The sequence below is a fragment of the Vibrio sp. Hal054 genome, assembly GCF_037162405.1.
In the GTDB taxonomy this organism is placed as follows: domain Bacteria; phylum Pseudomonadota; class Gammaproteobacteria; order Enterobacterales; family Vibrionaceae; genus Vibrio; species Vibrio diazotrophicus.
In genome coordinates this window covers 148415-160534 of record NZ_JARLUT010000002.1, presented here as the reverse complement: position 1 = coordinate 160534, position 12120 = coordinate 148415, and the positions used below count along the sequence as shown (strand labels likewise).

Here is a 12120-nt window from a genome sequence, read left to right as displayed (position 1 = left end):
GAATCGTTTATCAAAATGTAGGCCTGCTATTACGATGTAGCAGTGTATGCACATGACGTTATTGCCAACAGTTCCTTAAAGGAAAGTTAAAGCTCGTTCTAAATATGGATTCTTTTCTTTAGGACATAGAATTATCCAAAAACATGAATACTCTTCACTGAAACTATTCAGTGGTATATCTCAACATCGGCTAGTGTGTAGCCGAAATATTCCCAAAAAAATTCCTCTGTCGCCACTTCATCGCCACTTTGTGTTTTTCGGGCAAAAAAAGAGCCGCAAAAAGCGGCTCTCAATAACTCAATTTTTCCGAAGAGTTGGAAGTTTACTCTTTACCGTAAACGTTGTTCTCTTGCTCTTGTACGCGGATGAAAGTTGTACGCTTAGTTAGCTCTTTAAGCGAGGCTGCACCTACGTATGTACAAGTTGAACGTACGCCACCAAGGACATCTTGAATGGTGTTTTCAACCGGGCCACGGAATGGGATTAATACGGTTTTTCCTTCAGCTGCACGGTAGCCAGCAACACCACCAGAGTGCTTGTCCATCGCGCTCTTAGAAGACATTCCGTAGAACTTCATGTAAGTTTCACCGTTCTTCTCAACGAGCTCGCCGCCAGCTTCTTCGTGGCCCGCTAACATACCGCCAAGCATGACGAAGTCTGCACCGCCACCAAACGCTTTTGCCACATCACCCGGACATGTACAGCCGCCATCACCAATGATGCGACCACCTAGGCCGTGAGCTGCATCAGCACATTCAATGATTGCAGACAGTTGAGGGTAACCAACACCGGTTTTCACACGTGTTGTACATACAGAACCCGGTCCAATCCCTACTTTTACGATATCCGCACCAGCAAGAATCAGTTCTTCAACCATGTCGCCAGTCACTACGTTACCAGCAACAATCACTTTGCTTGGAAATGCTTCACGTACTTTTTGAACGTAATCAACAAGGTGTTCTGAGTAGCCGTTTGCGATGTCAATACAGATGAAAATAATCTCTTCACTCATCGCCATAATGTCTTTCGTTTTTTGGAAGTCATTATCCGATGTGCCCGTTGATACCATCACGTTTCTCAACGTTTGAGCTTCAGCGTTTTGAACAAACTCAGCCCATTGCTCAACACTGTAGTGTTTATGAATAGCTGTCATCACGTTGTGTTTAGCGAGTGCTTCCGCCATTTTAAAGCTGCCTACAGAGTCCATGTTTGCAGCAATAACAGGTACTCCAGACCATTGACGACCACTATGCTTGAAGGTAAACTCGCGGGTTAAATTTACTTGAGAACGGCTTTTTAGGGTTGAACGTTTCGGGCGAAACAGTACATCTTTGAAACCTAACTTAAGTTCTTGTTCGATACGCATTGTGTAATTCCTTGATTAATTGACAGTTTGTGTCTCTTTTGCAGAGTGCGTAGTGAACACGTTGGCAGACGTAGTCACTTTTCGGACACAAAAAAACCGGAGCGTTGGCAGACGCTCCGGTTTTCAGCATTATAGGTTGTGATTTCTTTCCGGCAAGTCTGATATTTGCATTTTTTTTGTGTTACCCTGTCGAAGATTTCATATCCCCTGCCCTGATAATCCTTCTTTTTAGAGTCAAAACTCAACAATAACTTAAATATCAATAGATTAGCATTGAGCGGTCAAATTCACGTCGCTTGGCAAACGATTAGTTATTGGCTTAACAACAGCACTCCATTCGGATAACGTGAACAAAATCACCTTAACTTGAAAATTCCACACCTTAACTTTCGTTCATTTTTCACTCAATCAACGTCTGATCACAGCTTTTTGCTTACGCTAGAGATAAAAACAATTAGCGGTTCATAACTTGCTTATATTTAAAAGAAACCGAGTTATTAAAACGAACAAGACAGAGTGTCAAAATTCTATAAGACACCAGTGCATCTTCAGATGGCAGTGGAGAACAAAGATGAAATATTTAGGACAAACTTGCGTTGGTTTAATCTTTTTGTTTTTGGCTTTACCAACTCTAGCAGCAGAGAGCAGGCATCAGTTTTACGCCGATAGCGGCTTTAACTACATCGATAACAGCAATTCTACAGAAAGTGCTTGGACGACAACCCTTGGTTACAGCTACTTTTTGTCGCCCTTTGTTGGGGTTGATTTCGGCTATACCGATACCATGTCTGATGGTGCGACGTTTTATGACAAAAACGGCGATTCACAACAGGTTAAGTACCGTAGTTTTTTTGCGGGTGCAACGATAGAGCAACCCATCAATAGCTTCACCAGTGTGTATGCAAGAGGTGGTGTTGGGCAAACAAACGTAGAAGAAACGAATACCAGTGTTGTGCCAGAAACCAGTCAAGATCATTCAGGTATTAATCCATACATAGGCATCGGCGCTAAAATTCAGCCTATGTATGTTGAGAAACTGGAACTGAGTGTCGAACTCAAGTATCAAGACTTACAGAACGAATATTCAGCGACTTCGTTTACTCTGGGCGCGAAATTTAGTTTGTAAGCCAAGTTATTGAATGACTGAGCAAATCAATTCACTAAGCTACGTAAATGGCTAAGTAAATCGCTGGCTAACATACCTCGTTCGCCTTTTTCTTTGGCGTTGAGATCCGCCGCTTTGCTGTGAATAATAACACCCAGTTTTGCCGCTTCGAAGCAGCTTAAACCTTGAGCGAGAAGTGAAGTAATCACGCCCGTTAACACATCTCCCATGCCGCCACTTGCCATACCAGGATTACCCGCTAAACACACGTATATTTCGTTGCCATCACTGACTAATGTTCCCGCACCTTTTAGTACCACAACACCGCCAAACTTCTTCTGCAGTTCTTTAATGGCTTTGAATCGGTCTGCTTCGATAATCGCAATTTCCACACCAAGCAACCTTGCAGCTTCCGCAGGATGAGGTGTAATGATTCGGTTGGCTTCAAAATTGGGATTCTTCGCGAGAAAGTACAGAGCATCAGCATCAACCACTTTGTTTATTGATAGATCCTGTATTTGACAGAAGAGTCGCTCTGACTTTGAGTCTCTTCCGAGTCCGGGACCGATAGCAACAACGTTGCTCCATTCAATACGTTGTTGAATTCGCTGTTCATCATCCCATCCAGCACTCATCACTTCAGGTACCGATACCAAAATCGAGGAAACATTTGAGGAATGAAGCAGTGAAGCTGTTAAACCGCACCCCACTCGGGCGCAAGCTTGAGCGGCTAAAATCATTGCTCCGCCCATACCCTCGTTACCACCAATAAGCAGAGCTTTGCCATACAAACCTTTGTGAGCACACGCTTCTCTTTGAGCCAATATCGATTTGATGGATTTTGGAGAGATTGATCTTAATGTAGGTGTGTTTTGCTGCTCAAAACTTTCTTCGACACCTAATCCCGCAAAATGTAGCTGACCCACATAGTTACGGGCCTGCCCCGTCACTAAGCCTTGTTTGAGACCAATAAAACTAATGGTGTGATTAGCTTTTACTGCGATGCCAAGAACCGCACCAGTATTCGCACATAGTCCTGAAGGAACGTCTATAGCGACGACGGGAACGTTAGTTGCGTTGATCAATTGAATAAGATCATAGATTCGCTCACGAACCGTGCCGGATAAACCCGTTCCTAATAATCCGTCAATGATGAGATCAACATCATCGGGAATCACGTCATCAAAAGGATAAACTTCACCACCGTGATCCAACCAATGATAATAAGCAGAAAGCGCATCCCCTTTAAGATTTTCAGGATCGCCATGCTGCCACACAGTCACATGAACGCCCATCGACTTAGCCAAGCAGGCAACGATGTAACCGTCACCACCGTTATTTCCACCGCCACAACATACAAGCCAATGATGCGTCCCTGGGTATTGAGCGAAGGCGATTGTAAAGGCTGCTTGTCCTGCTCTTTCCATCAAACTGAACATTTCTAGTCCCGTTGATTTTGCAGCTAGAACTTCGCCTTGTTTTACTTGTTGGGCTGTGTAAAAAACGCTGGGTATAGGCATAGTAATCCCTCTCTGCTCCCCCAATGCTGAAATCTATCAATTGTGAAACGGTAACTCGCTCAACTCTGGTGTGCTTTTAAAACCACAAGCGCTTCTGCGGTTGTATCTTGAATAGAAAGAAACAGTGAATTTATCGCACCCGTCGGCGTACGCATTGGGTTTAACGTTATGTTTTGATACATAAAATCCGCTTGCTGTGTCACAGGTCGAACATTGCGACATTTAAATAAATACGGACGTTGCTGCCATGTAATGAAGCTTCGGCAACCTAGATCGTAAACAGGTTTAGTTTTAAGACGAAACCACTCTTGCGGAATCTCAGGGAATACCTCGAACAAAGATTTCCCGATCACTTCCTGAGCCATTTTGCCACTATGGTGTGTCATAAAACCATTCCACACCTGAACATTGTAATCACGATCGATCACAATTAATCCCATGTCGACGTTTTGTACCATGTCGACCATCCAATGAAACTGTTCAAATTCTGCTGGAAGAGACAACATTAGAAATCCTCCATCAAGTAGGCAAGTTTGCTGTCGAGCAAAGGCAGTGATTCGTCGACAAACATAAATAGCAGGTCACATCGAATCGAAGTGTCTTCTATGGTATAGCTGACCTCAAACGTCATTGTTTTGCTGAACGATCCCGCCGTTGAGCTGATCACAGAATCAATCGTAATGTGCTGACCAAGCAGAACTGGCGAGCTTTGGAAAAAGCGCACTTCCGCCTGTTCTCCTAGCCCATTAAGAAATGAACCCACTAGGATATTGGACACATCCATTAGCAGTTCCAACTCTTCGAGATCTTCACTCTCTGCAGGCACTTTCATCAGCTTTTTCAAATCAGAAACACTGGTATCACTGAGAAGCACTAAAGCTTCACCTGCGATGCCCTCACCACTAAATCCTTGGCATACTCCGGACACGTGCGCATTATCCGCAAGATCACGAAGTGCCATATGCAGTTCAGTAACTTCAAAGATGTTCACATTCGGTAAAGGTAGACGAACAAACACGTCAAAGTGCCTTGCAAGTGCATCCGCAGCACGGCCAATAGCCACGTTAGCTACTTCCATATAAATATCACGCCTGCGAAGCACGGGTAATTCAAGTGAAACCGGAGTGACTATTTTAGGAACCGAGACTGGCTCAACGAGGTTTTTTAATACGTCTTTAAGAACATTGATATCTATTGGCTTTTGAATAAAGGCTTTCGCCCCCAAAGCCATTACACGTTCTTTCGCTTTAGGCTGAATATCGCCCGACACCACCACGACAGGAGTAGAGATACCTCTACTCTTCATTTCCTCTAACGTGCCAAAGCCATCCAGCTCAGGCATTGTCAGGTCAAGGAACATCAGGTTGAATGTTTGCTGTTGCAGAATCTGCAACGCATCTAGCCCATGCTCAGCAAAGGTAATATTCGCATTCAGAGCTGCAGGTAGGGAACGCGCCATCTGCTTTCGAGCAAGAGCTGAATCATCACAGATGAGTACAGGAAACGACATATCATCACCTTCCCTTTAATTTGATAAGACTCTCTAAAGTGTATACCTAAAAATGTGATTAAGGCTAAAAATAGATGACTAGTTATTGATTAATTTAGAGATTACGGCCAAAGAGTAAGCGCAATAATACGTAATAAAACGGAACATACCAGTAGGGCTACGCCTATTCGGTACCATTTATATTCGGAAATCGACATAGGAACGCGCTTATAGAACATAGTGATGATGCCTTTCCAGTCATGGCTGCGTCGGCCGTATTGCGTAATGCTGGTGAGAACAAAGATGATACCTGCGACTAAGATACTTTTTTCAATCCAAAACAGTGCAATATCCATAAAATTTCCTTCATACATCATTTGCAAATAAGTATATAAGGAAAAACAACGGGACACTTTAGGACTATAGTCGTACAACACGCAGCAAAAAAGGGGCCGACTGGCCCCCTTAGAAAAATCTAATCTGTTATGCAGAATCTAGTGCACTTTTACAAATGCGCCATACGGTTACGAACTTTCTTTGGTAACTCTGTAATGCTTTCTCGGTAGCTAAACCACAAGTAGGTTACGGTAATAGAGAAGAATAAATACGACAGTGCAAACACGAGAGGAGACGTAATAAGTTGCGCTGATAGCCCCCACATGACACCAATAACAGTAACCGTTAACTTAGCTAGCAAACCACAAACCAATAAGAAAACGGCCAGTTCAGGTACACGAGTACTTCTAAAGGCAAACCAATAACAGCTACCTACAGCCAGAGCAGCGACAGACATACCTAAAAGGAAAGAATGAATATGGGCTGCAGAAGCGACACCAGCAGAAAGCGACGTCATTAATATCAATAATAGTTTCATAACATGCCTACCTCTTTAAGTGACAGCAATGAATCCTTTCAATTTTGGAAATTAACTTTTCAGTCATTTTCGCTCATCTTTTATTTATTTCAAGGTTGAAAAATCAACAAAACTTATACTTATTAAACAACCTGTTGGTATGTTAAATATGCGTTAAATTGTCACATTTACTTACAAAGATAAGAGCCAGAATTTGCGAGAAAACGGATTATAAAAGGCTTATTTATTAACATTTGTTTAACCGTAAATATTTTCAAAAAAAGTATTACAAAATGTAACTAAATAGAGAGATTTTGTATTTACAACTTAATTCAGACAGAAAATGTCAATCGTTCATAAGCCAAATCAATAAAAGACGCACTAAAATTAAAAAACGCTATCTTTTTGTTGGTAACAATCACTAACCTCTCGCCAATTAGACAACGCTCTGATACCTTTACGCCAATTTCATTTCAGCCTTCAAAAACCATGTTGTCTCAACACAGAATTAACAAAATTGTAGAAATTGGCGACACGCTACACCGTAGTGGATGTGCACCGTACAAAGTAGAAAAATACACCCAATATTACGCAAAAAAGCACGGTGTCGATGTAATGATCCAAGCGACACCTACGGCCATCAATTACCAATTTCCTGACGACAACAACGCTGTGGTAATGAAGCGTCATAAACCCGCATCGATTAACCTAAGCCTGTTGGCAAACACCATCATTCGAATCAACCAACCAAGCAGTGAACCTCTGCCAGAGCCTGTTGGTTATTCAAAATGGATTATTGCTCTAGCTAACATGGGCATTCCACCAGCGTATTTAATGCTGGTGGGTAGTACTCTCGAAGCTGTCTCTATATCAGTAGTTTTAGGGCTTGTGGTTTGGTTAAGCCAACTGATCTGTCATTCAAGAAGAGCGATTGCAGCAGAATTTCTTGCCTCAATGCTTACAGGCATATTTGTTGCGTTTTTAGCTAGCACTGGCTTGCCCATTCCTGTCTGGGCGTTATGTGTCGCTGCAGTGATCTTATTTGTGCCCGGTTTGTCTATTGCTAACTCGCTTGAGTGTTTAGCCTTTAATGACTTAGTTTCCGGCACCAGTTTACTCGGGCAGAGTGCGTTAACTCTGATTAAGCTATTTGTGGGTATTGTGATCGGCCTGAACATTGGTGAAGCCATTTGGGGGCAAGCAGTTGCAGCAACCTACAAGAACGAAGTGCCGATGTTGCTGCACATCTTTGGCCTGTTTCTTCTTTCTGTTTCAATCGGTGTTATTTTCAATGCAAGACCAAAAGATATCCTGCTTGGTTTACCCGTTGCAGTATTAGGTATGTGGGGGCCATTTTATCTGGGCTTTGACGCTGGTTGGGTTGTCGGCACTTGGATAACGACTGTTCTGATTACGCTATATGGAACGTGGCTTGCAAAGAAAATGGAGCTAACGGGTTCGATATATATTGTCCAAGGTATCATTATTTTAGTACCGGGAAGTCGCGTGTTGATCAGCGCCAGTCAGTCGGTATTTGAGCAGTCTATATTGCCAATCCCGAGTATCGGTTTGTCGGCGCTGTTTATGTTCTCTGCGATTGTTGCAGGGCAAATTACCGCTTACTCAATCTATTCACCGCAAATAGACAGATAACCGCTCTTTAGATAACTCTGGTAACTAATGAAAGAGCCCTATTCGAAAACAGCAGTTAAGCAGCTTTTGAATAGGGCTCTTTACCCTTATGTTTCATTTTGCGATTGAAACTTCCTTTACCTTTTTTCGCTTTCTCTACTCTTTGTCTAAATAAATGACTGGTTACTACCGCTTTTAATGCGTTGTCTTTAATAACACCTCGACCAAATTCAGTATCAACAACTTCGTTTGGTAGAGATTTTTTGATTGATTTACTCATCTCACTCTCCTTTTAAAAGTTATGCGTATTCTGCACTCAATATTGAAAGTGTCAATAAAATCGCCGAATCGATAACAATCAAAAAGTTATTCAACCTCACTTAAATCGCTAAGAAATGGTGTTTAGTGCAAAAAATTGGTTGAAACTTGTTTCACTGATTCGACTGACCTCAAGATCCGATTGACAAGTCAATTCAATTGCCTAGACTCGTCATTAGCTAGAAAGAAGTTCTTTGTATACACATTGTTTCGTTGGATTACTTGTAACTCCCCCGTCGTGTCGTACGCAATAGCAATCTATTTTTCCACGCTATCAGCGCCCTAATCGGCTTTAAAGTAAAAATTTTAGGAAAAGAAATATGTCTACACCTGTTACTGGTACCGTTAAATGGTTCAACGAAACAAAAGGTTTTGGTTTCATCAAGCAAGAAAACGGTCCTGACGTTTTCGCTCACTTCAGTGCAATTCAAAGCGAAGGCTTCCGCACTCTAGCTGAAGGCCAAAAAGTTGAGTTCGTTGTAACTCAAGGTCAAAAAGGCCCACAAGCTGAAAGCATTAAAGTTATCTAATTTTATTGCTACATACTTGTTTAATAGCCAGCGTAATGCTGGCTATTTAGTTTTTACGAGAAAAACTCCTCATGGCCCTTAAACCAACTATCTATAAGTTTCGAATTGCCTTAACTGATTTAAATCGTGACTACTACGACTCACTGAACTTAACCGTTGCTTTACACCCTTCCGAAACCAATGAACGCATGATGGCTAGAATCATGGCATTTTGTTTAAATGCGCATCCTGATTTGCAGTTCACTAAGGGCATATCAACAACCGCTGAACCTGATATCTGGCAACAAAATCTAGAAGGTCGTTCAGAAGTGTGGATTGAGCTAGGCGAGCCAGACGTGGACCGAGTAAAAAAAGCCACGCGCGTTGCAGATGTGGTGAAAGTTTACACTTATCAAGTACGTTCTGACATTTGGTGGAATCAACACAAAGGTAAATTCGGCTACCTTCCTGTTGAAGTGGTACGCTTCGATCCAGAAGCCATCAATCTTATCTCTGCATCACCAGCAAGAACGGTCGATCTTTCCGTGATGATTACAGGGCAATCTCTATTCGTTGAAGGCGATATGGGAAGTCATGAAATCGCCTTTGAAGTTTTACAAAACCTTCCTGAGTAATTCAGCCCTAAAATAGAAAAAGGTCTGTATAAACAGACCTTTTTAGTAAGCGCTTATGGATTTAGGCTTGCGCCATCATTTCCACAGGTACTCTTGGATATTTCTGCTCATAGAGTTCCATAAAGTCTTTTCTTATCAACTGCTCCAAATAGGTAGCACGTTCTGTCGGGCAGAAAATTTTGATATGTACGACTTGCTCACCTGCCGCAGTACTGGTGATTTCCACATGCGGATCAGCACCAGGCAAGTCAACGCCCGCATGTTTCTCGATAACAGCGTTATAGCGTCTTGCTACATCCATAAAGTGAGCAAAGTGAACCTCGATACGTTCATGTATTTGCGGAATCAAAGGGAAAAGATTGACGAACTCTGGCACCACAATGGTGATGTCATGAAACACATAGCGTTTCATAAAGTTCAAGTTCTTTACCGGATAAAGAAAGAACATACTGTTTGGTAACGTCGCCGTTTTACCTGTGTAATGATAATGGGATTTTTGCAACGCTATCTCTTGAATAACCGTTGCCATCATATTGTGTTCAATCACTTCGCCACTGATTGAACCCACTTCAATCCAATCTCCAATGCGGAATGAGCGAGAACTCGCGCGTTGAATCGAACCTGTAAAACACAGGATGATTTCTTTTGATGCGACAACGATAGCAACAGCAATAGCCGTTACAGAGAGTGCAAACTCACTGATCTCTGATTGCCAAAGCATGAACAACAGAAGCACGATAATGGTAAATGCGCCGTTTTTTGTACGCGACATCCATTTACGTTGTTTCTCTGTAATAAATGCAACATCACCACGGATGTATGAAAGAACTACTCGGCGCACCAGCCATACAACAACCAAAATTAGCGTGGATAACAACATTTTGTGCGCGAATAGAAAATCTACCACCGCATTAAATTTTTCCATAATTCTTCCTACTGCAAACAACCGATCAACTTACTGAAATACCTATGACGACTAAGTTCTGTCGGTATTGATATAAAAAAAGCGTTGGCAAACACATCATTGCCAACGCTCAACTAAGTATAACCGACCGAAATTGTTGATAAAGCAGTTTATTGTTTATAGTGCTGTGCAGTTTTCTCAGCTAAGGTCACGATCACACTAACCGCCTGTTCCATCCCCTCAATAGTTATAAACTCATGGATGCCGTGGAAGTTATAACCACCCGTGAAGATGTTCGGGCAAGGTAATCCCATAAAAGAAAGACGGGCTCCATCTGTACCACCGCGAATCGGTTTAATCAGAGGTTCAACACCGCAATGTTCCATCGAGATTTTTGCCAACTCGATAATATGCGGGTGTGGTTCAACCATCTCTTTCATGTTGGCGTAACTGTCATGAATCACTAGTTCAACGCTGCCTTTTAATAGCTGTTTGTTCAGTTCATCCACTTTTTGTTGCATGAAAGCTTTGCGAGCAGCTAAACCCTCTCGTTCAAAGTCACGAAGGATGTAGTTCAGTTGAGATTTGGCGATACCCATTGATGCCGAAGACAGATGGTAAAAACCTTCATATCCTTCGGTATTCTGTGGGGTTTCTTGTTCTGGCATCATAACTACGAAGCGTGAGGCAATATGCATGGCATTCACCATTTTGCCTTTAGCAGTCCCAGGGTGGACACTCACACCATGACATGTCACTTCTGCGGTTGCTGCATGAAAGTTCTCGTATTCCAGCTCACCGACAGGACCACCATCAATGGTATAGGCCCACTGGGCACCAAATTTTTCCACATCAAAATGGTTCGCACCACGACCAATTTCTTCATCCGGCGTAAAAGCAATACAGATATCACCATGGGGAATAGATGGATCAGCAAGCAGCATTTCGACTGCCGTTATAATTTCAGCAATACCCGCCTTATTATCTGCACCTAAAAGCGTGTTGCCATCGGTAGTGATCAGATTTTTACCATGCAGTTGATGCAGTTCTGGATACTGAATAGGAGAAAGGACTTCATCGCCTTTGCCCAAAGCAATATCTCCACCTTGGTAGTTTTCTACAATCTGTGGAACCACATGTTTACCCGATGCATCAGGCGCTGTGTCCATGTGAGCAATAAAACCAATAGCCGGTACTGGGTAATCGACGTTTGATTTAAGCTTTGCCATCACATAACTATGGTTGTCGATGGAGACCTCACTTAAACCTAGCTCAAGCAATTCTTCATAAAGTGCTTGGGCAAACACTTTCTGCCCCGCAGAACTTGGGCAGTGATGGTTCTTGGGTTTTGATTGGGTATCGTAAGTAACATAACTTAAAAAACGTTGAATAAGATTTTCCATAACAAGTTCCGCTTTGAATTCATTAGGCAGCAACAGAAAGCTCTATGCTGCAACGCGTATCCCAGCATTAAGTGATACGCAGCTTATTGCATTCCATAGTACGTCTTATTTGAAAGTAAGAATTGCTGTAAATCAGTTTTTGGTAACTTAAGCGGTACAGGCGCGAAGATAAGCCCAGACAGGGAAATTGATGGAGTACGGAGGAAAGGATGTTGACCATAATAGGCGTGTCATAAATAAATGTTCTGTTTCATTCACTACATCTAGTTGGAATTAACATCACAAACCACTAAAAAGGTTAAAAGAAAATCATTCACAACTTTGCTGTTTAAGTTTTGTGCAGCTAAGTTTATCCATGTCTCCTTTATTTTCCCCCCTAGAAAATA

General features: G+C 42.3%; 13 protein-coding genes. 4 read left to right on the top strand and 9 right to left on the bottom strand.

All coding sequences use genetic code 11. The features are described from left to right. Positions 1-322 precede the first annotated feature (322 nt). On the bottom strand, positions 323-1366 hold the full coding sequence (locus P4S58_RS16725) for a GMP reductase (protein ID WP_102965822.1): 1044 nt from the start codon (positions 1364-1366) through the stop codon (positions 323-325). 571 nt (positions 1367-1937) lie between these two features. Here P4S58_RS16725 and P4S58_RS16720 point away from each other — a divergent pair. Then, entirely contained in the window at positions 1938-2492 is a 555-nt protein-coding gene (locus P4S58_RS16720; RefSeq protein ID WP_042481111.1) for an outer membrane beta-barrel protein, read from the top strand. A gap of 26 nt (positions 2493-2518) precedes the next feature. On the opposite strand, the gene P4S58_RS16715 is transcribed toward P4S58_RS16720, so the two are convergent. The 5 genes from P4S58_RS16715 to P4S58_RS16695 form a co-directional block, all read right to left on the bottom strand. Beyond that, complete coding sequence (locus tag P4S58_RS16715) at positions 2519-3991, bottom strand: NAD(P)H-hydrate dehydratase (RefSeq protein ID WP_337164787.1); 1473 nt, start codon at positions 3989-3991, stop codon at positions 2519-2521. 59 nt (positions 3992-4050) lie between these two features. After that, positions 4051-4497 carry a PAS domain-containing protein gene (locus tag P4S58_RS16710; RefSeq protein ID WP_042481116.1) on the bottom strand — a complete coding sequence of 149 codons (447 nt, stop codon included), beginning with the start codon at positions 4495-4497 and terminating at the stop codon, positions 4051-4053. Next, entirely contained in the window at positions 4497-5501 is a 1005-nt protein-coding gene (locus tag P4S58_RS16705) for a response regulator (protein WP_042481119.1), read from the bottom strand. The genes P4S58_RS16710 and P4S58_RS16705 overlap by 1 nt, the downstream gene beginning before the upstream one ends. Positions 5502-5602: 101 nt before the next feature. After that, complete coding sequence (locus P4S58_RS16700) at positions 5603-5836, bottom strand: hypothetical protein (protein ID WP_042481122.1); 234 nt, start codon at positions 5834-5836, stop codon at positions 5603-5605. A 149-nt stretch (positions 5837-5985) separates the two neighbouring features. Further along, a complete protein-coding gene (locus tag P4S58_RS16695; protein ID WP_042481125.1) occupies positions 5986-6354 on the bottom strand; it encodes a hypothetical protein in 369 nt (122 codons plus the stop codon). Positions 6355-6822: 468 nt separating this feature from the next. Here P4S58_RS16695 and P4S58_RS16690 point away from each other — a divergent pair, with 468 nt between their 5' ends. Further along, the gene (locus P4S58_RS16690; protein WP_042481583.1) at positions 6823-7986 is read left to right on the top strand and encodes a threonine/serine exporter family protein; all 1164 of its coding nucleotides are present in this window, start codon (positions 6823-6825) and stop codon (positions 7984-7986) included. Between the two features lie 55 nt (positions 7987-8041). Here P4S58_RS16690 and P4S58_RS16685 read toward each other — a convergent pair whose 3' ends face one another. Beyond that, positions 8042-8245 (bottom strand): alternative ribosome-rescue factor A, encoded by a 204-nt coding sequence (locus P4S58_RS16685; protein ID WP_102986475.1) that lies wholly within the window; start codon positions 8243-8245, stop codon positions 8042-8044. Between the two features lie 358 nt (positions 8246-8603). Here P4S58_RS16685 and P4S58_RS16680 point away from each other — a divergent pair, with 358 nt between their 5' ends. After that, the gene (locus P4S58_RS16680) at positions 8604-8813 is read left to right on the top strand and encodes a cold-shock protein (RefSeq protein ID WP_042481129.1); all 210 of its coding nucleotides are present in this window, start codon (positions 8604-8606) and stop codon (positions 8811-8813) included. 71 nt (positions 8814-8884) lie between these two features. Continuing rightward, positions 8885-9427, top strand: a complete 543-nt coding sequence (locus P4S58_RS16675) for a YaeQ family protein (protein ID WP_102965820.1) — start codon at positions 8885-8887, stop codon at positions 9425-9427. 61 nt (positions 9428-9488) lie between these two features. Here the strand turns inward: P4S58_RS16675 and P4S58_RS16670 are convergent, their stop codons facing one another. After that, entirely contained in the window at positions 9489-10352 is an 864-nt protein-coding gene (locus P4S58_RS16670; protein WP_042481135.1) for a mechanosensitive ion channel family protein, read from the bottom strand. A 149-nt stretch (positions 10353-10501) separates the two neighbouring features. Continuing rightward, positions 10502-11734 carry a peptidase T gene (gene pepT, locus P4S58_RS16665; protein WP_337164784.1) on the bottom strand — a complete coding sequence of 411 codons (1233 nt, stop codon included), beginning with the start codon at positions 11732-11734 and terminating at the stop codon, positions 10502-10504. Positions 11735-12120 lie beyond the last annotated feature (386 nt).

What these genes read in the sequence shown, in the direction of transcription:
- P4S58_RS16725 (WP_102965822.1), bottom strand. Translation starts at nt 1,366, where the DNA reads ATGCGTATCGAACAAGAACTTAAGTTAGGTTTCAAAGATGTACTGTTT.
- P4S58_RS16720 (WP_042481111.1), top strand. Translation starts at nt 1,938, where the DNA reads ATGAAATATTTAGGACAAACTTGCGTTGGTTTAATCTTTTTGTTTTTG.
- P4S58_RS16715 (WP_337164787.1), bottom strand. Translation starts at nt 3,991, where the DNA reads ATGCCTATACCCAGCGTTTTTTACACAGCCCAACAAGTAAAACAAGGC.
- P4S58_RS16710 (WP_042481116.1), bottom strand. Translation starts at nt 4,497, where the DNA reads ATGTTGTCTCTTCCAGCAGAATTTGAACAGTTTCATTGGATGGTCGAC.
- P4S58_RS16705 (WP_042481119.1), bottom strand. Translation starts at nt 5,501, where the DNA reads ATGTCGTTTCCTGTACTCATCTGTGATGATTCAGCTCTTGCTCGAAAG.
- P4S58_RS16700 (WP_042481122.1), bottom strand. Translation starts at nt 5,836, where the DNA reads ATGGATATTGCACTGTTTTGGATTGAAAAAAGTATCTTAGTCGCAGGT.
- P4S58_RS16695 (WP_042481125.1), bottom strand. Translation starts at nt 6,354, where the DNA reads ATGAAACTATTATTGATATTAATGACGTCGCTTTCTGCTGGTGTCGCT.
- P4S58_RS16690 (WP_042481583.1), top strand. Translation starts at nt 6,823, where the DNA reads ATGTTGTCTCAACACAGAATTAACAAAATTGTAGAAATTGGCGACACG.
- P4S58_RS16685 (WP_102986475.1), bottom strand. Translation starts at nt 8,245, where the DNA reads ATGAGTAAATCAATCAAAAAATCTCTACCAAACGAAGTTGTTGATACT.
- P4S58_RS16680 (WP_042481129.1), top strand. Translation starts at nt 8,604, where the DNA reads ATGTCTACACCTGTTACTGGTACCGTTAAATGGTTCAACGAAACAAAA.
- P4S58_RS16675 (WP_102965820.1), top strand. Translation starts at nt 8,885, where the DNA reads ATGGCCCTTAAACCAACTATCTATAAGTTTCGAATTGCCTTAACTGAT.
- P4S58_RS16670 (WP_042481135.1), bottom strand. Translation starts at nt 10,352, where the DNA reads ATGGAAAAATTTAATGCGGTGGTAGATTTTCTATTCGCGCACAAAATG.
- pepT (WP_337164784.1), bottom strand. Translation starts at nt 11,734, where the DNA reads ATGGAAAATCTTATTCAACGTTTTTTAAGTTATGTTACTTACGATACC.